Origin of the sequence: Mycobacterium pinniadriaticum (genome assembly GCF_026242045.1) — a bacterium.
Lineage (GTDB): Bacteria > Actinomycetota > Actinomycetes > Mycobacteriales > Mycobacteriaceae > Mycobacterium > Mycobacterium pinniadriaticum.
Genome location: NZ_JAPJDO010000021.1, coordinates 31,926 through 50,913, shown reverse-complemented (window position 1 = coordinate 50,913; position 18,988 = coordinate 31,926). Strand labels below are relative to the sequence as shown.

Below are 18,988 nucleotides of genomic sequence, written 5' to 3'. Positions count from 1 at the left end.
GAACTACCCTGATCCGCATTCCCCACGTCGGCGGACGCGACTGTCTGGCCCGTGGTCACAGCCGTGATGACGTACGCAGCGATCGCGAGGCCGCCGACCTGAGCCGCACGCGCGCCGATGGACGCACTGTCCATCCGCGGCGACCGGGTCGCCGGTTTGCTCACCCCGGGCGTGGATCGCGACTCGGGCGAAACGTCGCTCGCGCGGCGTCTTGCACGGGCGGGCTTCTTCGCAGGGGTGGGTTCGTGGGCGCTGGCCATTGGTATGAGTCCGATCTTCGAGGCGGTGCCGTAGGGCGTGCGTTGCATCACTTCCGTATCGAGATGTGATGCAACACGCACCGAACATACATACAGAGCTGTATCTAGTCAATGAATTCACCCTCGCTGTGGACCCTCGCCGTCAGCCGGACACCCCGCGAAGGCCACGCCCGGAGTCCCGCGAACCGGTCCCGTCGAACGTGGACTGAGCCCCTACAACCGCTCCAGCGCGGTAAACAGGTCGCGCAGCCCGGCCAGTGAGTGCGCGGGCAGGAACACGTCGCAGTGCGGAAGCGCGGCCGCCATCGACCCGGCCAGCGGTTGGAATCCCGGCGCCGCCGCCCGCGGATTGAGCCAAACCAGATGCGCCGCACGGCGTTTCAGCCGGGTCAGGGCTCGCTCGAGAACCTCGGGCGGGTCGCTGTCCCACCCGTCGGAGGCGACCATCACCACCGCACCGCGCAACGCCGCGCCGTGCGGTGCGGCCAGCAGCTCGGCGATCGAGCTACCCAGATGTGTGCCCCCGTAACGGTCGGTGACCTTCGCGTTGGCCTTGGCCAGTGCGGTCTCCGGCGAACGATGGGCCAGCACCGCGGTGAGCCGCGTCAGTGCGGTCGAGAACGCGAACACCTCGGGATGAAAACCGGCCTGCCGCAGGGCGGTGGCCCGCATCAGGTGAAGATAGATCGCCGCATAGGGCTGCATCGACCGGCTGACATCGCACACCAACACCAGTCGGCGCCGGCGCCGGCGGGGTCGGGTCCGGGCCAGCACCACCGGTTCCCACCCGGTCGTCCGGCAGGCCCGCATCGTGGTCCGCAGGTCGATGCGCCTGCCGTGCCGGTTGGATTCGGCGCGCAGGGTACGGCGCGTCGGCCAGGCCTCGACCGCCTGCTCCAGCCATGTCCCGATCACCCGCAGGTCGGCGTCGTCGAACTCCTCGAACGGTTCCTCGGCACGCGCCACGATCCGGCTGGGCAGCACGTCGGGTATCAGGGTGGCCTCAGCGGCGGTATCGGTTGTGCGCAGTGAGGGCGGGCGGGTGGCCCAGGGCAACCCGCCGGCCTGCGGGCCGCTGCCGTCCCGATGCCCGGTTGCGGGAACCGGGCTCGCGGCGAGGCCATGGTGGGCTCGCAGCGTGATCGGGTCGATGGGCAGGACCGCGTCGGCGAACACCGCATCGAAGACCGCGTCGAATGCCGCCAAGTCCTCGACGCGGTTCACCAGGGACAGCCGGATGGTCCAGTACAGCTGGGTACGCGACGTCGGCGCCAGCTCGCGCATCGCGGCGACCAACGCCGCCGGGCCACTGGCGGCCACCGTCACCCCACCGGCGCGCAGGCGGGCGACCAGCGCGGCCGCAAAGGCGGCCAGGTCGACTCCGCGCAGCAGCGCCGGTGCGGTCACTCGGTGCGTCGCCGGCGCAGGATCACGATGAGAATCAGCAGCACCAGAGCGGCAACGGCCGCGGCGACGTACTTCGTCACCGCGGTCCCGCCGGCCAGCTGAAGCAGGTCGATCGGCTCCGGTTCTGGGGCCGGCGCGATGCGGGGCGTCTCCGCGGCAGGGGCGGCTTCGCCGGCGGCGGGGGCGAGGGCCGCCGCACCTTCCTCACCCGCGGCCAGCTTGGCCTCCAGTGAGTCGACGAACTGCCCGAGAAGCTTCTCCGAGACCTGCTGGAGCATGCTGCTGCCGAACTGGGCCAGCTTGCCGACGATCTTCAGGTCGGTTTCGACGGTGACACGGGTGTGCTCGCCGGCCTCGTGCAGCTGCAGGATGACGACGGCCGCGGCGTTTCCGGTGCCGCGGGCCTCCTTGCCCCGCCCGTCGACAACGGCCCGGTGGGTCGCCTCGTCCCGTTCCACGAAATGCGCCTTGCCGCTGAACTCGCTGGTCACGGGGCCGACCTTGACCTTGACCTTGCCCAGGAAATCATCACCCTCCCGGCCGGTCAGCTGCGCGCCGGGCATCAACGGGACCACCTGCTCCATATCGCTCAGGACCTCCCAGGCCTGCGCGATCGGGACACTGACGGTGAACTCGTTGTCGATCTTCATGGGCTCTCCCTCATCCGGTGGCCAGTTCGGTGCGGTACTCAGTGAACGCGTCGCGCAAGGCTGCGCTGTCGTCGGGGGTCTTGGCCAGCGCACTCAAGCCTGCCAGGGCGGCCGGATCCACCAGATCACCGGCCCCCAGTGTGACCAGCGCGGCGACCCAGTCGATGGTCTCGGCGACCCCGGGCGGCTTGTCCAGATCGAGGTCCCTGGCCCGGCCGACGAACTGGGTGGCGTGCTCGATCAAGGGGGCCGTCGCGCCGGGCACACTGCGCCGCACGATCGCCGCGGCGCGGGCCGGCGCCGGGTAGTCGATCCAGTGATACAGGCAGCGTCGGCGCAGTGCATCGTGCAGATCGCGGCTGCGATTGGAGGTCAGGACCGTCACCGGTGGCCGCTGAGCGGCGAAGGTGCCGAGCTCCGGTACCGTCACCGCCGATTCACCCAGGAATTCCAGCAACAGCGCCTCGAATTCGTCATCGGCGCGGTCTATCTCGTCGATCAGCAGCACCGGTGGAGCCGGTCCGCGGTGCCGTACGCACGCCAGGATCGGCCGATCCACCAGATAGGTCTCGCTGTAGAGGTCGGATTCGTCGATCGACGCGCCGCGCGACTCGGCCAGCTTGATCGCGAGCAGCTGACGCTGATAGTTCCAGTCGTAGAGCGCCTCAGCCGCGGTCAGCCCTTCGTAGCACTGCAGCCGGATCATCGGTGTACCCAGCACCGCGGCAAGGGTCTTGGCGGCGGTCGTCTTACCCACACCCGGTTCGCCCTCGAGCAGCAGTGGTCGCTTCAGGGCCGTGGCGAGATAGATCGCCGACGCGGTGCCCACGTCGAGCAGATATCCACATTCGTCGAACTGCCCGATGACGTCGTCGACGCTGCTGAACGTCACGCGCGCGCCGCCAGGAAGCTGCTTCTACAGCCGGCACAGCAGAACCAGTGGACCTCGCCCCCGAGCCGCGCATGTGGTGTGTCCGGCCCGGTGCTGACCGTCATCCCGCATACCGGATCGACCGCGACGGTCGGGACCTCTGGACGGCGGGCGACCGGCAGCCCGTCCCGGCGGATTCCGGCGATCACCTCCGCGGCGATCGACACCGCGATCTCGGCGGACGTCTTGGCACCGATCGGCAATCCCACCGGGGTGTGCACCCGCTCCCGCTCGGTGTCGTCGAGGTCGAGACCGTCGAGCACCGAGCGTCCGCGGGTGCGGCTGGCCACTAGGCCGACGTACCCGACACCGGCGTCCAAAGCCGCTCGAATGGTCTCGGGCTCGGTTCCGCCGTGCGTGGCGATCACCACCGCGGTGACGCCGTCGAAACCTCCGTTCGGCGGGCAGGAGCGAAGCGACTCGGGGATGTCACTCGGCGGGCAGGAGCGAAGCGACTCGGGGATGTCACTCGGCGGGCAGGAGCGAAGCGACTCGGGGATGTCACTCGGTGGGCAGGAGCGAAGCGACTCGGGGATGTCACCGTCACCGTCTCGACGGACGTCATAGCCCAGCACATCGCATACCCGGGCCAGGTCTTCGGCGATCGGCGTGGCGCCGCAGATTCGCACCAGGGGTGCCGGAAATTGAGGTGTCAGAAAGATTTCCAGCGCCCCGCCGGACAGACACGGGTTGACCACCACGCTTGCGCCGGGAGCGTCGGGAAAATGGACGTCGCCGTCGGGCAGAACCCGCAACAACACACTCTCACCGGCCTGCAGCGCACCGAGAGCGGCCTTGCGTACCGAATTCTGGGCGCACTGGCCGCCGACAAAACCTTCGATCGTGCCGTCGGCGAGCAGGATCGCCTCGTCACCGGCCCGCGCCGACGTCGGCGGTTGGGCGCGCACCACCGTCGCGTGCACGAACGGTTTACGTTCGAACAGAAGCTGTTTGGCGCGATCGGTGACGGACACTATATCGATGGCGCGCTCCTCCTCATCGCTCGTTCCTCGCTGTGCATCGTCACCGCGCTTAGATCGGCGGGGTGGCGCGACCCTGCATGGCTTCCCACACCCGTGACGGGGTCAGCGGCATGTCGGCGTGCCGAACTCCGAACGGCGCCAGCGCATCCACCACCGCGTTGACCACGGCCGGCGGTGAGCCGACGGTGGCCGACTCGCCGATGCCCTTGGCACCGATCGGGTGGTGCGGTGAGGGGGTCACGGTGTGCCCGGTCTCCAGGTGGGGCACCTCGACGGCGGTGGGGATCAGGTAGTCCATCAATGATCCGCCCAGGCAGTTGCCGTCGGGGTCGAAGGCGATCATCTCCATCAGGGCCATGCCGATACCGTCGACGATGCCGCCGTGAACTTGGCCCTCGATGATCATCGGGTTGATCCGGGTGCCGCAGTCGTCGACGGCCAGGAACCGGCGCACCTTGACCACAGCGGTACCGGGGTCGACGTCGACGACGCAGAAGTACGCCCCGTAGGGATAGGTCAGGTTCTCCGGGTTGTAGCAGACCTCGGCATCCAGACCACCCTCGAGACCCTCGGGCAGATCCCCGGCGCCGTGTGCACGCATCGCGATGTCCTGAATGGTGACCGCGGCAGACGGGTCGCCCTTGATGTGGAACGAGCCCTTCTCCCACTCCAGGTCGGCCACCGATGCCTCGAGCATGCCGGAGGCGATGATCTTGGCTTTGTCGCGAATCTTGCGCGCCACCAACGCCGCCGCCGCACCGGATACCGGAGTGGACCGGCTGCCGTAGGTGCCCAGGCCGAACGGGGTCTGGTCGGTGTCGCCATGCACCACCTCGATGTCCTCAGGCGGGATGCCGAGTTCCTCGGCGACGATCTGGGCGAACGTCGTCTCGTGCCCCTGCCCCTGAGTTTGCACCGAAAGTCGCAGCACCGCTTTGCCGGTCGGATGGATACGCAATTCGCAGCCGTCGGCCATGCCGAGGCCCAGGATGTCCATGTCCTTGCGCGGACCGGCCCCGACCGCCTCGGTGAAGAAGGACATGCCGATGCCCATCAGCTCGCCGCGGGCACGCTTCTCGGCCTGCTCGGCGCGCAGCTCCTGGTAACCGATCATGTCCATGGCCAACCGCATGGTCGCCTCGTAGTCACCTGAGTCGTATACCCAGCCGGTCTTGGACTTGTACGGAAACTGTTCCGGCCGCAACAGGTTGGCCAACCGCAACTGCGCCGGGTCCAGCTTCAGTTCGTGGGCCAGACAGTCGACAAGTCGCTCGACGAAGTACACCGCTTCGGTGATGCGGAACGAGCAGGCGTAGGCGACACCGCCCGGCGCCTTGTTGGTGTACACCGCGGTCATGTGGCAGTACGCGGCGTCGATGTCATAGCTACCGGTGAACACCCCGAAGAAGCCGGCCGGGTATTTCACCGGCGCGGCAACGCCATTGAACGCACCGTGGTCGGCCAGCACGGTGGACCGGATCGCCAGAATCTTGCCCGTGCTGGTGGCGGCGATCTCGCCGACCATGATGTAGTCGCGGGCGAATCCGGTGGAGGTCAGGTTCTCGCTGCGGTCCTCCATCCACTTCACCGGTTTTCCCAGCACCAGCGAGGCCACGATCGCGCAGACATAGCCGGGGTAGATCGGCACCTTGTTGCCGAAGCCGCCGCCGATGTCGGGCGAGATGATCCGGATCTTGTGCTCCGGCAGCCCGGCCACCAACGCGTACAGCGTGCGGTGTGCGTGCGGGGCCTGAGTGGTCGACCACAGGGTCAGCTTGCCGGTCACCGGGTCCAGGTCAGCCACCGCGCCGCAGGTCTCCATCGGCGCGGGATGCACTCGGGGATAGACCATTTCCTGCTTGACGACGACATCCGCCTTGGCGAAGACGGCATCGGTCGCCGCCGCGTCACCGGTCTCCCAGTCGAAGCAATGGTTGTCGGCCTTGCCCTCCAGGTCGGTGCGGATCACCGGGGCCGACGGGTCCAGCGCGGTGCGGACGTCGATGACGGGATCCAGTGGCCCGTAATCGACATCGATGAGCTCCAGGGCATCTCGCGCCGAATAGCGGTCCTCGGCGACGACGAACGCCACCTCCTGCCCCTGGAAGCGCACCTTGTCGGTGGCCAGCACGGCCTGCACGTCGTTGGACAGCGTGGGCATCCACGCCAGCCCCTTCTCGGCCAGGTCGGCGCCGGTGACGACGGCCTTGACCTTCGGATGAGCCTGGGCTGCTGTGATGTCGATGCCGTTGATCGTGGCGTGCGCGTAGGGCGAGCGCAGGATGGCCAGGTGCAGCATGCCGGGCAGCTGTACATCGTCGACGTAATTACCGCGGCCGCGAATGAAGCGCGGGTCCTCCTTGCGCAGCATCCGGCCATAGCCGCACGGCTTCTTGTCATTGTCAGCGGTGTCCTCGGGCCGGCGTTCAACGGTGGTCACGCCTCCACCCCCTCAGTCGCGTGGGCCGCCGCCCATTGGATCGAGCGGACGATCGTCGTATAGCCGGTGCAGCGGCAGATCTGGCCGGAGATGGCCTCGCGGATCTCCTCCTCGGACGGGTCCGGGTTGCGGTCCAGCAGGGCTCTCGCGGTGATCATCATGCCGGGGGTGCAGAACCCGCACTGCAGGCCGTGGCACTGCATGAAACCCTCCTGCACCGGATCCAGCGTGGCACCGTCGGCCAGGCCCTCGACGGTGCGGATATCGTGGCCGGAGGCCATCGCGGCCAGCATCGTGCAGGACTTCACCGGCTCACCGTCGACGGCGACCACACAGGTTCCGCAGTTGGATGTGTCGCAGCCCCAATGGGTTCCGGTGAGGAGCAGCTGATCGCGCAGGAAGTGCACCAGCAGCATCCGGGGTTCGATCTCGGCGTCGACCTGCTCGCCGTTGACGGTCATGGTGACGTGCATCAATTCCCCCTCAGTGCCGGGATGGCCCGGACCCGCTCCACCGAGGTGCGCAGGGTCGCGATGGTGAGTTCGGAAGCCAGGTGCCTCTTGTAGTCGGCGGTGCCACGCTGATCGGTGGTGGGCTCGCAGGCCTGGGCGGCCAACTGGCCGGCCCGCGCGAACGTCTCCTCGGTTGGTGGCGCCCCGATCAGCGCCTCGCCCACCGTGACCAGGCCCTCGGCGTCGGCGTTGACCGCGGTCAACCCGATCCGGGCGGCGGCGATCTCGTCGCCGTCGAGCGTCACCGCGGCCCCCGCCGCAGTCACCGCCCAGTCCCCCACCCGGCGCTCGACCTTGGCATAGGCGCTGGAGGTGTTGTGGCGCAACGGTATCCGCACCTCGGTGAGGATCTCGTTGTGGGCCAGCGAGGTTTCGTAGGGCCCGAGGATGAAATCGTCGATGCCGATCTCCCGCTGGCCGAACGGTCCGCGGGCCACGATCACCGCGTCGAGGATCTCGCAGACGGTGGACAGATCCTCGGCCGGATCGGCCTGGCACAGCGACCCGCCGACGGTGCCGCGATTGCGCACCACCGGGTCGGCGATGACCCGTTCGGCGTCGGCGAAGATCGGACAGACCTCCATCAACGGGGTGGACTCGAGCACGTCACGGTGCCGCGTCATCGCCCCCAGCCGGGCCAGGGTCGGTTCGACGGTGAGGTAGCCGAGCTCGCCGGCCAGGTCGTTGATGTCGATCAGATATTCGGGGTTGGCGATGCGCAGTTTCATCATCGGCAGCAGGCTGTGACCGCCGGCGACGACGAACGCGCCCTCGCCCAGGCGGTCCAACAGTCCGACAGCATGATCGACGCTGGTGGCGCGTTCATATTCGAAGGGACCCGGAACTTGCATGTGACCGACCTCACGTCCGCCGAAGGGGACCCCAGTGTCAGCCTGGTGTTTCACGGCCGTCAAGAGCGACTTAAGTGATCGCTTAACTCCCCTGACAGCGACGGGCTACCGTCGTCGTCGTCGTGGTGAATCCGACCGTCGAGTGCCGACAGGGGACGCCCGCCGCCACCCCATCGCCGGGCGACGATCTCGGCGGCGATCGAGACCGCCGTTTCCTCCGGAGTTCGCGCCCCCAGGTCCAGCCCGATCGGGCTGGCGAGTTTGCTCAACTCAGCCTCGCCGAGCCCCGCCTCACGCAACCGGGCCAGCCGGTCGTCGTGGGTGCGCCGGGATCCCATCGCACCGACGTAGCCGACCTCCAGCCGCAGGGCCACCTCCAGCAGCGGCACGTCGAACTTGGCGTCGTGGGTGAGCACGCAGATGGCCGTGCGGGCGTCGAGGGCTCCGGCCTCGGCCTGCGCGGCCAGATAGCGATGCGGCCACTCGACGACCACCTCGTCGGCGGTCGGGAACCGCGCCGGGGTCGCGAACACCGCCCGGGCGTCGCACACGGTGACCCGGTAGCCGAGGAACGAGCCCTGCTGGGCGACCGCGGCGGCGAAGTCGATGGCCCCGAACACCAGCATCCGGGGGCGCGGCGCATGGCTGGCGACGAACACCTCCATGCCCTCACCGCGGCGCTGCCCGTCCGGACCGTAGGTCAGAACCTCGCTGCGACCGGCGGCCAGCAGACCGCGGGCGTCGTCGGTGACCGCCGCATCGGCACGGTCCGATCCGAGGCCCCCCGCGGTGTTGTCGGGGCTGATCACCAGCCGGCGCCCCAGCCATTCCGGCTCAGGATGGGCGATGACGGTGGCGACCGCGATCGGCCGGTGCGTGGCGATCGCCTCGACGACCCGGTCGAGATGCGGGAAACTGCGCTGCGAGACCGGCTCGACGAAAATGTCGAGGATGCCACCGCAGGTCAAGCCGACGGCGAAGGCGTCGTCGTCGCTGACTCCGTAGCGCTCCAGGCGGGGTACCCCGGTGGCCACGACCTCGGTGGCCGACTCGTACACCGCGCCCTCGACACATCCGCCCGACACCGAGCCGCTGACCGCGCCGTCGGGGGCGACGACCATGGCCGCGCCCGGCTGGCGCGGCGCCGATCGAAAGGTGCGCACGACTGTGCCGAGGCCGGCGGTGTCGCCGGTCCGCCAGATCGCCGCCAGTTCCGCGAGAACGTCCTGCACGACTTCAAACGTAGGCTGATTTCGTGACACCGGCGCAACTTCGGGCCTTCTCGGCCGTCGTGCGGCTGGGCTCCGTGCATGCTGCCGCCGAGGAATTGGGCGTTTCCGACGCCGGCATCTCGATGCACGTGGCCCAGCTACGCAAGGAACTCGACGACCCGTTGTTCAGCCGGACCGCGGCGGGGCTGGCCTTCACTCCGGGCGGACTCCGGCTGGCCAGCCGGGCCATCGAGATCCTCGGCCTGCAGCAGCAGACCGCGATCGAGGTGACCGAGGCCGCGCACGGCCGTCGGCTGCTGCGCATCGCCGCATCGAGCGCCTTCGCCGAGCACGCCGCTCCGGGCCTCATCGAACTGTTCTCGTCACGAGCCGACGACCTGTCGGTCGAGCTGAGCGTGCATCCCACGAGCCGGTTCCCCGGCCTGATCGAATCCCGGGCCGTCGACATCGCGCTGGGACCGGCGGCCGCCGCGAGTACCGTGCGGCCATTCCTGAAATACCAGATCATCACGGTGGCCTCGCCGGGCAGTCCGCTGGTGACCGGTACTCCGACGCCGGCGCTGCTGCGTGAGCAGCACTGGATGCTGGGCCCGTCGGCCGGCGGCGTGGACGGCGAAATCGCCTCCCTCCTAAGATCTCTGGCGATTCCCGAGGCGAATCAGCGGATCTTCCAGAGCGACGCCGCTGCCCTCGAGGAGGTCCAGCGGGTGGGCGGGGTGTCACTGGCGGTCGGCTTCGCCGTCGGCAAGGACCTCTCCGCAGGCCGGCTGGTCCACGTGAAGGGACCGGGTCTGCAGCTCTCCGGTGAATGGTGCGGGTCGACGTTGCCGGCCACCGCGCGTCAGCCCGCCGTCACCGAACTGCTGAACTTCATCACCACCCCGCGCTGCACGCAAGCGATGATCCGGGGTACCGGGGTGGGTGTCACCAGGTTCCGTCCCAAAGTTCATGTGACGCTCTGGAGTTGACACCGAGATCGACGAAATGTCGCGATCTACTCGCGCTTCTGCTGCGAAGCGTCGGTTTGGGCGATAGTCAGCTGGGAAAGTTCACGTCCTTGGTGACGGCTTCCCACTGGTCGATCGACGCCGACAGGGCGGCGATCTTGTCCCGGACCGCCTTGAGCACGTCGCGGCCGAGCAACAGGCGCAGTGGCGGCTCGTCGAGGCCCGCAACCATCACCACTGCCTCGGCGACCTTGCGGGGATCCCCGGGCAGGTGGTCGGCGAAATCCTTGATCAACGCTTTACGGGTGCCGACGCCTTCGTCGTAATCGCCGATCGGCGTGGACGATTCCCACATCGACCGTTTGGCCCAATCGGTGCGGAAGGCGCCGGGCTCGATGGCCGTCACCTTGATCCCCAGTGGTTTGACCTCCTGGGCAAGCGCCTCGGTGAGTGCTTCGAGCGCGAATTTGGTCGACGAGTAGTACGCGTTGGGCGGGTTGGCCACCAGTCCCGTCATCGACGAGATGTTGATGATGTGCCCGGCCCCACGTTCCCGCATCGAGGGCAGCACCGCTTTGATGGTGTCGACGACACCGAAGTAGTTGGTATCGAACAAGAGTCGGACCTTCGCGTCCTCACCTTCCTCGACGGCCGACAAGTACCCGTTGCCGGCGTTGTTGACCAATACGTCCACCCCGCCGAACGTGGCGTCGGCAGCGGCCACCGCGTCGGCGATCAGGTCCTTGTCGGTGACGTCCAGCGCAATGGCAAGGGCACGGTCGCCGAACTCGTCGGCCAGATCCTGCACCGACTCGATCCGCCGGGCCGTCACCACCACATTCTTCCCGGATTCCAATGCCGCCCGGGCGATCTCGCGCCCGATGCCGGTAGAGCATCCGGTAACCAGCCAGCAACCCACCTCAGTTGGTCCTCTCGTTCGGGGTGCCTTCGGGCAGCCGGCGCAGGTAGGCGCGGCGGCGCTCGGCCAGCTGTTCGGCCCGCTGCTGCGGGGTCATCCGGGGAATGTCGGGCACCTCGGCGTCGAGCTTGTCCAGCGGCACCACCCGGCCGTGCGCGCCGAGATCCGGGCGGGGTCCGCCCTCGTCGAACTCGGCCATCCGCAGCGTCAGGATGCCCTCGGACAGGCCGGCGGAGTCGATCCAGTTCGCCACCCCGGGATCGACGGGAGAGATCACATAGGTGTAGCTGCCGTCGGCGTTGGGTACCGACTGCGCCTTGTTCAGACTCCCGGTGCGGTCCACGATGTCGAGCGTGGTACCCCAAATATTGCTCAACGGCACGGTGAAGTACTCGGCGCCGCCGTCCTTGACGTCGACGACGAACGTCTCGTCGGGGCCGAGATCGAACCGGCCCATGACGTACACCTGATTCTTCATCGCGCCGATTTTGTCGGCAGACCAGGCCAGGTTGAAGTGGTTGGCCGGCATCTTGTAGATGCCGTGACTGAGCTTGCCGGTGAAGTTGGCGAAGTAGGCCATCATGTCCGCGGTGGCCTCGGCTTGCTCGTCTAGGGTGCGGGCGGCGGTGGCCGGCGGCGCACCCAGCCGCTCCACCGCGATGTGGTTGGGATCGTCGTGCTCCCAATCCAAAAGGACGTCGCGGATGTAGAACTCGTGTGCCTCCGGCGTCGTCTGCACATGGTTGGGCCGCCCTCCGGCGGGTTCGGAATCCACCGTGATGGTGTAACTGCCGTCGCCGTCGACGTCCATGGTCCGCCCGTTGAGCACGGCCACGGTGCCCATGTTGGCATCCCAGAGCGTGAAGTAGTTCTCCGTCATGCGGTGCTGACCGACGCGGCCGCGTATCTCGTAGCGCTCGTCGCCCGAGATCGGAATAACTCGGTAGACGGTATCGGGATTGTCTATGCCCCAACGTGATCCGGGGATCTGGCGGTCGGCAACCGGGTGGGCCAGCCGGGTGATGCAGCTGACCTTGGGGCGCAGCTTGTCCTGGTTGGACGACCACACCGCCGCAGAGAACATCACCTCGGCGAACGCGTCGTCGAACCGTTCACGCATGGCGTCGGAGGCCTTGGCGCGACTCAACCAGTTTTCCGCGACGGTCCGGTAAGCCTGCTTGACCGTCGGGTGTTCGGTGAGCTCGAGCGCGGCCAGTTCCTGCTCGTGCTGCGACGGCGTGGCCACCGCATCATCGGCGATCATGGCGTGTCCTTTCGAAACCGTTTGTTGTACAACACGAATCGTTCTTCTACTTGGGCATCAGTGAGACCGTAGGCGGCCAGGCCATAGGGTGGTCGCGGAACCTCACGCGGGCGCGCCGCCAGCCAGTCGGTCATCGCGGTCACCGTGGCATCTGTCAACGACAGGCCCAATGCGTCGTAGAGCCGGCCCACCTGGCCGATCGGATCGGCGACGGCGTCCTGGTAATGGATGTCGGTGATCCGTTCCGACTCGTCGGTCCAACTGTCCCGCACGGCCATGGCTCGGTCGTTGGTCCAGCCCATCCGTTCGAGCCACTGGGCACCCACCCGGTTCGGGTCGACCTCGTCGGCGTGCATGGCGTGCAGGGTCGCGTTGAGGCTCGCTCCGGAGGCGACGGTGGTGCGTGGATCGCGATGCATGTGTACGACGTGCACGTCGGGGAATCGGGCGCGTAGAGCGTCGAGGTATCCCAGGTGGGCCGGCGATTTCAGCACCCAACGTCCGGCGGTGACCCCGCGCTGACGCTTCTGCCACTGCAGGAATTGCAGCATGCGGTGCAGGTAGTCGTATGCCGGCGCGAAATCCTGTGTGTTCAACCATGATCGGTAGTTGGGTAGGTATGCCCCGGACTCGGGAACATGAGACAGGAACGCGTCGGCCAGGAAGACGATCTCTTCCTCCGCCTCCCGCGCGTACATCGGATGAATGGCGAACAGTTCCGGCGCCAGCTCGCGGGACTTGCTCTCCCGCGCCGCACTGATCGCGATGCGGGGGTCGGTCCCGGCGAAGTCGTAATCGAGCTTGGGGGCGGCCTCCACCACCTCCCAGCCGCGCGCGCAGTGCAGCCGGGTGTCGGCGGCGAGCAGACGCTGCAGCAGGGTGGTGCCGCTGCGCATCATTCCCACGATCACGATCGGGGCGGCGATCTGCTCGTCGAGGATCTCCGGATGGCGGCGGATCCATTCCTCGGCGCGAAGGCGCACCCGCAGGCTGTGCACGATCCCGGACCGCAGGATGTGCTCGCCGATCGCGTTGAGTCCGGCCCCCGGATAGTCGTCGAGCAGCACCGACAGCGGCTCGCGGAAATCCCCGGGCCCCCAGTCGGTCAGACCTTCCTTGGCGACCGCGTCGGCGAGGATCGCCGACATCGCGAAAGCGCTTGCGGTAGCCACCGGATCAGAACTTCAGGTGCTGGCTCACATCGCCGACCTGGTCGACGAACATGGTGCGCGCGTCAAACCACCAGTGGCCGTCGATCCGATGGAACGTGTCGTGGTAGTGGCCGGTGACGATGATCTGCAGGGGCAGGGTGTCCGTGGCCTGGGTGACGCAGTAGTAGGACTTGCCGCGCGCGGTACCCGCCTCGTCGTCGACGTAGAGCTGCACATTGCTGGTGTTGTGCTTGGTCTTCGGCGTCCCGTCGGAGTAGATCCGCGTTGCCATCTCATACATCTGACGAACCCGCTCAGGCCCCTCGAAGACCGTCTCGGGTGGGCCGTTCTCCACCCCGCAGATGCGGCCGTGCCGGAACAACTCGGCGACCCCATCGAGGTCGCCAGCGTCGAGTAGCTCGGCGTAGGTGTAGATGAGGTTCGTGATCGCCCGCGCACTGTCGCTCATATCAACAGGGATGATGGCAGAGTGAATGCTTAGATGGTCTTGTTTGTCCAGAATTGCCCGTTATGCTCGCCGACGTGACGCAGTGGGCGCCGACCCGGCTCGGCAATCTGACCGGTAAACGGATCGTCGTGACGGGCGCGACCAACGGTGTCGGTCTCGGGACGACGCGGGCCCTCGCCCACGCCGGCGCGCACGTCATCATGGCCGTCCGCAACACCTCGCTGGGGGCGCGGCGGGCCGCCGAGATCGGCGGCTCCACCGAGGTGCTCGAAGTCGACCTCGCGGACCTGGCCTCGGTCCGCGCCTTCCCCGACCGGCTCGACGGCGACGTCGACATCCTCATCAACAACGCCGGTGCCCTGATCGACCACCGCCGCGAGACCGTCGACGGGTTCGAAGCGACGCTGGGCACCAATCTGCTCGGACCGTTCGCGCTGACGAATCTGCTGTTCGCCCGGGTGCGCTCGCAGATCATCAATGTCGCCTCCGACGGCCACCGGATGGCGACACTGCGGCTCGACGACATGCACCTGCGCCACGCCAAGTGGACCGCGATGGGGGCCTACACACACTCCAAGCTCGCAATGATGTTGTGGGGCCTGGACCTCGACCGCCGCCTGCGTGCCGCTGACTCCGGTGCCGTGACCCACCTGGTCCATCCCGGCTGGGTCGCGTCCAACCTCTCGCACACCTCCGATTCGCGGTTGATGTCCCTCGGGCACAAGATCGCACAGGGGTTGGCCAATCGGCTGGGCAACGATATCGACCAGGGTGCGGTGCCCACGCTGTACTGCATCAGCGAGCCGATACCGCCGGGAAGCTATGTCGGGGCGAGCTCGCGGCTCGGACTGCGTGGCCAGCCAGCCCTGATCGGCCGCTCCCCCGGTGCATGCGATTACGACTCCGCTGCCCGGGTCGTCCAGTTCGCTGAACAGGAAACCGGCACAACGCTTCCCGTATAGACCGGTCAGATGCGGTCCAGGGAGTCGAGATCTTTGCCGGTTGCCGCGAGATGCTCCGCAAAGAAGGCGAGGATGCGTTGCCATGCATCTTCTGCTTCCGGCGCGGAGTACGCGATGCCCGCTATGCCGGCCACCAACCGAATTGGTGCGGGCAGCGGATGTTCATTCATGAAACTGTGGCCGGCACGGGGGTACTTCTTAATATCGTGCGGTACATCGCCGCGGGTGAGGACTGCCTCAAGCTTGTCGGCAGTGTCGCGGGCAACGATGGGGTCTTTGGCGCCGAAACTCCCTACGACCGGACATGATTGTTCGAGTTTGTCGGCGTCCTTGGGAAGGATTGCATAGCTGGGCGCCGTCGCGTCAAATAGCCCGCCAGGGGCCAATTGCAGACAGAAACCCGCACCCATGCAGAAGCCTGCCAAACCAACTCGGCCCGTACATCGACTGTCGGAGATCAGGTATTCGCGGGCGGCCAGGAGATTGTCGTAGGAGAGGCCGCGACCTGTGAAGTGCGCGCGGACGGTACCAACGACGCATTTGATTTTGGGCCTGGGGCCGTCATAGAGCGACGGAGCGATCGCCAGGTAACCGCTGGCGGCAAAGCGGTCGGTGATCCGCTTCAAGTCGGCTGTCATTCCGAGCACGTCGTGCACGACCACGACGCCAGGCCACGGCCCATCTCCGTCGGGGATGGCGAGGTAGCCGCGGAGGCTGCCATCCACGGCCGGAATCGTGACGTCACTCATCGAAGAATCACCGTTGATTCATCCCCGCCGGGCGGGCCGTATTGCCGTCATGCGTTAGCTCCTTCAAGATCTGGACAGCGCATGGCAGGCGCCCGGTTGAACGGTCGAATACCAGCCCGAACCCCGACAAGTTATATGTATTGCTTGACAATACGAATACATCGTAATACGCGTCGTCGTGTACCAGCATCCGGGATGCCTACACTGACAACAAATGGAGCTCGGACCACTCTTCCCGTATACCCCGCCCGCGTCACCGGCGCCGTCCAGTGAGGAACGGATCCGAGATGCCGCGCTAAGGAGCTTCGCGAGCCAGGGCGTTGCCGCCACCTCGATGCGGATGGTCGCCGATGCCGCCGGCGTGTCACTCGGATTGGTGCAGCACTACTTCAAGACCAAGGCCGCTCTGGTCAACACCGTCGACCACCACGTGTTACGGGTCATCAGCGAGGCTCTCGGGGCCGCGGCGATGCCTGATGCACCCGCGGAGGCTTTGGAAGAGGCCGGAAAACGGATGACCAAGTTAACCACCGATCATCCTCTTGTCATCAACTATCTTGCGCGCGCATTGTGCGAGGGCGGCGAGATCGGCTCGGTGGTGTTTGACGGATTGGTGGGTATCAGCACGGCCCAACGAGATCACTTCCGTGAACAGGGCTCGCTACGGGAGGACCTTGATCCGTTATGGGCCGTCTTGAATCCGCTGATCTTGCGCGTTGGCGCATTCATCCTTCGCCCGCACATCGAACGCCACCTCGGCGAGCCGTTCTTCACCGCTACCCAGCTGGAACGTTGGGATGACTCGGTGACCAAGGCGTTGCGAAAAGGACAATTTCGCGAACTCTGATCGGCACGAACTGCGTCGGCAAGCGCTGCAGCAAAGGGACTTCCGTGGATCTCGAGATCTCGCCGAGACGATTCAGAACGGTTTGGCGGTGAATCCCCAGCGCAACAACGCCGCCTCCCGGCGGGTCTGGCCGTGTAGCCGGGCATGGCGCTGACCGACGGGTGCAGGTTTGCCCTGCGCCCCGAACATCCAGTAGGCCTGCAGGTAGGGCAGCGGCGTCGAATGGCCTGAGCTCAATCCCCCGAGCCCCGCCGCCGCCAGCTGCGCGGACAGTTCGTCGCGGGTGAATGCGGCGGCCTCGCTGGCAATCGCGTCCTGGCGCAATCCCATCGGCGAATCCGGATCCACACACTGCAGCATGGCCGGACACGCGGACGGGTCCTTCAGTCGCGCGAAATCGGAGATCCACAAGGCAGCTCCGCTGGCGCGTTGGACGGCCGCGATCTGCCGCAACGCGGCGCCCAGCACCTCGACGTCCGGTAGCTGATGCAGGGTCCACATGCACGAGACGGCGTCCCAGGTCCCCGCGGCCAGTGCCTGCGGCAGCGCGGTGATATCCGCCTGCACCAGTTCGACGCGTCCGTCGAGACCCTCGGAAGCGAACAGCTCCCGGGCTGCGGCCAGCATGTTGGGTGCCAGGTCGACGCCGGTCGCATGCACGTCGGGGCGCCGCTGCAGGACCGCGCTCAATGCCCGTCCGGAGCCGATGCCGAGATCAAGGAGGCGCCCGCCTGGCGGCAGCAAGGCATCGATCGCGCGGGCGCACAGGTCATACACCGCCCGCATCCCCGGGTTCGACCCGCCGCCGGCGTGGAAGTACGCCACGGATTCGGCGTCGTCCATCACCATCGGTTCGGGGATGCGTTCACGCCCGGGCGAATGCCGTCGTTCTCGCACGACGATGCCCGGCACCCGCCAGAGCGGTCGAATCCCCATACCCGACACCCTTCTGCTCGCACCCACTCGCGCCCCATCATTAAACCCGGCACCACTCGGTACACTGCGGTCCTCAATGAAATGGCCGGGGGACCTAGAGAGGTTCAAGTGTCACAGACCCCTCCCAGCGGTGGTCTCCAATCGTTGCCGCTGGCACCGGCGAATCCGATGCCATTCCGCGAGCGATTGAAGGCCGTCAAGGAGTTCAGCACCGGCACAGAGCGACTGCGCGACGCCGGAGGACCCGTCACCCGTTTCACCGTGGGCCCGCGCTGGCTGATGCCGCCGATGGTGCTCGTCACGTCACCGGGCGCACTGCGCGACGTCCTCAGCATCAAGGACGGTTCGGTCGACAAGACGAGCCCGGTCTTCGATGAAATGCGCCGGATCATCGGTGCCAACCTGGCCGACCTTCCGTTCGAACCGTGGCGGCCACGGCGACGCACACTGCAGCCGGTGTTCACCAAACAACGGGTCCGCGAGTTCGGCGGCCACATGGCTGCGGCTGCCGAATCGGTGTGCACCGCCTGGACCGATGGCGGTGAGGTGGACCTCGACGCCGAATCGCGGGCACTCACATTGCGCGCACTCGGCCGCTCAGTGCTCGGCATGGACCTCGAGGAGCGCGCCGACGACGTCGCGGAGCCCCTACGCGTCGCGCTGTCGTACGCGATCTCGCGAGCAACCCGCCCGGCGCGCGCCCCGCACTGGTTGCCGACACCGGCACGCCACCGCGCCCGGGCGGCCAGCGCCAAACTGCATCGACTGGCCGGCGACATCGTGCGAGAGTGCCGTCGCGACCCGGAGCGAGTCGCACCGCTGGTGCATGCACTCATCGCCGCAGAGGACCCCGAGACGGGAAAGCGGCTGTCCGACAGTGAAATCTGCGACGAGATCATCATCTTCCTCTTCGCGGGCCATGACACGACGGCGACCACCCTCGCCTACGCGCTGTGGGCCCTCGGGCGCGACCGCGCTTGTCAGGACCGTGTCGTCACAGAATTGGCAGCACTGCCGGACCGGCCGCTGACCCCTGACGATCTGCCGGCCCTCGGGTACACCACCCAGGTCGTGCGTGAATCGTTGCGATTGTGCCCGCCGGCGCCCACCGGCACCCGGATGGCTTGTCGAGACCTGGAAGTCGGTGGCTACCGGGTCGAGGCGGGCACCATGGTGGTGCTCGGCAGAATGGCCGTGCAACGCGATCCGGCCCTGTGGGATGATCCACTGCGCTTCAACCCCGACCGATTCCATCCGGACAACGTCAGGAACCTCGAGCGATGGCAATACATCCCGTTCGGCGGTGGGCCTCGCTCGTGCATCGGTGACCACTTCGCCATGCTGGAAGTCACCCTCGCCCTGGCAACAGTCATTCGCCGAGCCGAAATCAACTCCCTGGAAGCAGATTTCCCGCTTGCCCTGCATTTCACGATGATCGCCGGCGCGCCGATTCGCGCCCGAATCCGAAAGCGCTAGCC

The 18,988-nt window shown here is 67.1% G+C and carries 18 protein-coding genes and 1 pseudogene; 5 read left to right on the top strand and 14 right to left on the bottom strand.

Going from position 1 to position 18,988, the window contains the following annotated elements:
• Positions 1-117 precede the first annotated feature (117 nt).
• Positions 118-294, top strand: coding sequence for a hypothetical protein (locus ORI27_RS20995; protein WP_265998964.1), 177 nt, complete (start codon positions 118-120; stop codon positions 292-294).
• Between the two features lie 179 nt (positions 295-473).
• Here the strand turns inward: ORI27_RS20995 and ORI27_RS20990 are convergent, their stop codons facing one another.
• From ORI27_RS20990 to ORI27_RS20955, 8 genes and pseudogenes are all read right to left on the bottom strand, one after another.
• Positions 474-1,667: a vWA domain-containing protein gene (locus ORI27_RS20990; RefSeq protein ID WP_265998965.1), complete on the bottom strand. Its 1,194-nt coding sequence runs from the start codon at positions 1,665-1,667 to the stop codon at positions 474-476.
• The gene (locus ORI27_RS20985; RefSeq protein ID WP_265998966.1) at positions 1,664-2,317 is read right to left on the bottom strand and encodes an SRPBCC family protein; all 654 of its coding nucleotides are present in this window, start codon (positions 2,315-2,317) and stop codon (positions 1,664-1,666) included. Before ORI27_RS20985 ends, ORI27_RS20990 begins: the two co-directional genes overlap by 4 nt.
• Positions 2,318-2,327: 10 nt before the next feature.
• The gene (locus tag ORI27_RS20980; RefSeq protein ID WP_265998967.1) at positions 2,328-3,209 is read right to left on the bottom strand and encodes an AAA family ATPase; all 882 of its coding nucleotides are present in this window, start codon (positions 3,207-3,209) and stop codon (positions 2,328-2,330) included.
• 170 nt (positions 3,210-3,379) lie between these two features.
• A pseudogene (locus ORI27_RS20975) lies at positions 3,380-4,222 on the bottom strand (XdhC family protein); the annotation flags it as partial.
• A gap of 58 nt (positions 4,223-4,280) precedes the next feature.
• Positions 4,281-6,671 (bottom strand): aerobic carbon-monoxide dehydrogenase large subunit, encoded by a 2,391-nt coding sequence (locus ORI27_RS20970; protein WP_265998968.1) that lies wholly within the window; start codon positions 6,669-6,671, stop codon positions 4,281-4,283.
• Positions 6,668-7,144 (bottom strand): (2Fe-2S)-binding protein, encoded by a 477-nt coding sequence (locus tag ORI27_RS20965; protein ID WP_265998969.1) that lies wholly within the window; start codon positions 7,142-7,144, stop codon positions 6,668-6,670. Before ORI27_RS20965 ends, ORI27_RS20970 begins: the two co-directional genes overlap by 4 nt.
• Positions 7,144-8,034: an FAD binding domain-containing protein gene (locus ORI27_RS20960; RefSeq protein ID WP_265998970.1), complete on the bottom strand. Its 891-nt coding sequence runs from the start codon at positions 8,032-8,034 to the stop codon at positions 7,144-7,146. Before ORI27_RS20960 ends, ORI27_RS20965 begins: the two co-directional genes overlap by 1 nt.
• A gap of 59 nt (positions 8,035-8,093) precedes the next feature.
• On the bottom strand, positions 8,094-9,266 hold the full coding sequence (locus ORI27_RS20955) for an XdhC family protein (RefSeq protein ID WP_265998971.1): 1,173 nt from the start codon (positions 9,264-9,266) through the stop codon (positions 8,094-8,096).
• Between the two features lie 23 nt (positions 9,267-9,289).
• On the opposite strand from ORI27_RS20955, the gene ORI27_RS20950 reads away from it, so the two are divergent.
• Entirely contained in the window at positions 9,290-10,234 is a 945-nt protein-coding gene (locus tag ORI27_RS20950; RefSeq protein WP_265998972.1) for a LysR family transcriptional regulator, read from the top strand.
• Positions 10,235-10,301: 67 nt separating this feature from the next.
• On the opposite strand, the gene ORI27_RS20945 is transcribed toward ORI27_RS20950, so the two are convergent.
• The 4 genes from ORI27_RS20945 to ORI27_RS20930 are packed head-to-tail and all read right to left on the bottom strand — an operon-like array spanning position 10,302 to position 14,016.
• Positions 10,302-11,132 carry an oxidoreductase gene (locus ORI27_RS20945; protein WP_265998973.1) on the bottom strand — a complete coding sequence of 277 codons (831 nt, stop codon included), beginning with the start codon at positions 11,130-11,132 and terminating at the stop codon, positions 10,302-10,304.
• A gap of 1 nt (position 11,133) precedes the next feature.
• Entirely contained in the window at positions 11,134-12,393 is a 1,260-nt protein-coding gene (locus ORI27_RS20940) for a hypothetical protein (protein WP_265999018.1), read from the bottom strand.
• Positions 12,393-13,544 carry a sulfotransferase family protein gene (locus tag ORI27_RS20935; protein WP_323055644.1) on the bottom strand — a complete coding sequence of 384 codons (1,152 nt, stop codon included), beginning with the start codon at positions 13,542-13,544 and terminating at the stop codon, positions 12,393-12,395. The genes ORI27_RS20940 and ORI27_RS20935 overlap by 1 nt, the downstream gene beginning before the upstream one ends.
• Before the next feature lie 28 nt (positions 13,545-13,572).
• On the bottom strand, positions 13,573-14,016 hold the full coding sequence (locus ORI27_RS20930) for a nuclear transport factor 2 family protein (RefSeq protein ID WP_265998975.1): 444 nt from the start codon (positions 14,014-14,016) through the stop codon (positions 13,573-13,575).
• Positions 14,017-14,078: 62 nt separating this feature from the next.
• Between ORI27_RS20930 and ORI27_RS20925 the strand changes: the two genes are divergently transcribed.
• A complete protein-coding gene (locus tag ORI27_RS20925) occupies positions 14,079-14,978 on the top strand; it encodes an SDR family NAD(P)-dependent oxidoreductase (protein WP_265998977.1) in 900 nt (299 codons plus the stop codon).
• Positions 14,979-14,983: 5 nt separating this feature from the next.
• On the opposite strand, the gene ORI27_RS20920 is transcribed toward ORI27_RS20925, so the two are convergent.
• Positions 14,984-15,727, bottom strand: coding sequence for a dienelactone hydrolase family protein (locus ORI27_RS20920; protein WP_265998978.1), 744 nt, complete (start codon positions 15,725-15,727; stop codon positions 14,984-14,986).
• A 214-nt stretch (positions 15,728-15,941) separates the two neighbouring features.
• Between ORI27_RS20920 and ORI27_RS20915 the strand changes: the two genes are divergently transcribed.
• Entirely contained in the window at positions 15,942-16,574 is a 633-nt protein-coding gene (locus ORI27_RS20915) for a TetR/AcrR family transcriptional regulator (protein WP_265998979.1), read from the top strand.
• Between the two features lie 72 nt (positions 16,575-16,646).
• On the opposite strand, the gene ORI27_RS20910 is transcribed toward ORI27_RS20915, so the two are convergent.
• Positions 16,647-17,510 carry a class I SAM-dependent methyltransferase gene (locus tag ORI27_RS20910; RefSeq protein ID WP_265998980.1) on the bottom strand — a complete coding sequence of 288 codons (864 nt, stop codon included), beginning with the start codon at positions 17,508-17,510 and terminating at the stop codon, positions 16,647-16,649.
• Between the two features lie 81 nt (positions 17,511-17,591).
• On the opposite strand from ORI27_RS20910, the gene ORI27_RS20905 reads away from it, so the two are divergent.
• Positions 17,592-18,986 carry a cytochrome P450 gene (locus ORI27_RS20905; RefSeq protein WP_410174325.1) on the top strand — a complete coding sequence of 465 codons (1,395 nt, stop codon included), beginning with the start codon at positions 17,592-17,594 and terminating at the stop codon, positions 18,984-18,986.
• The last annotated feature ends 2 nt before the right edge of the window (positions 18,987-18,988 follow it).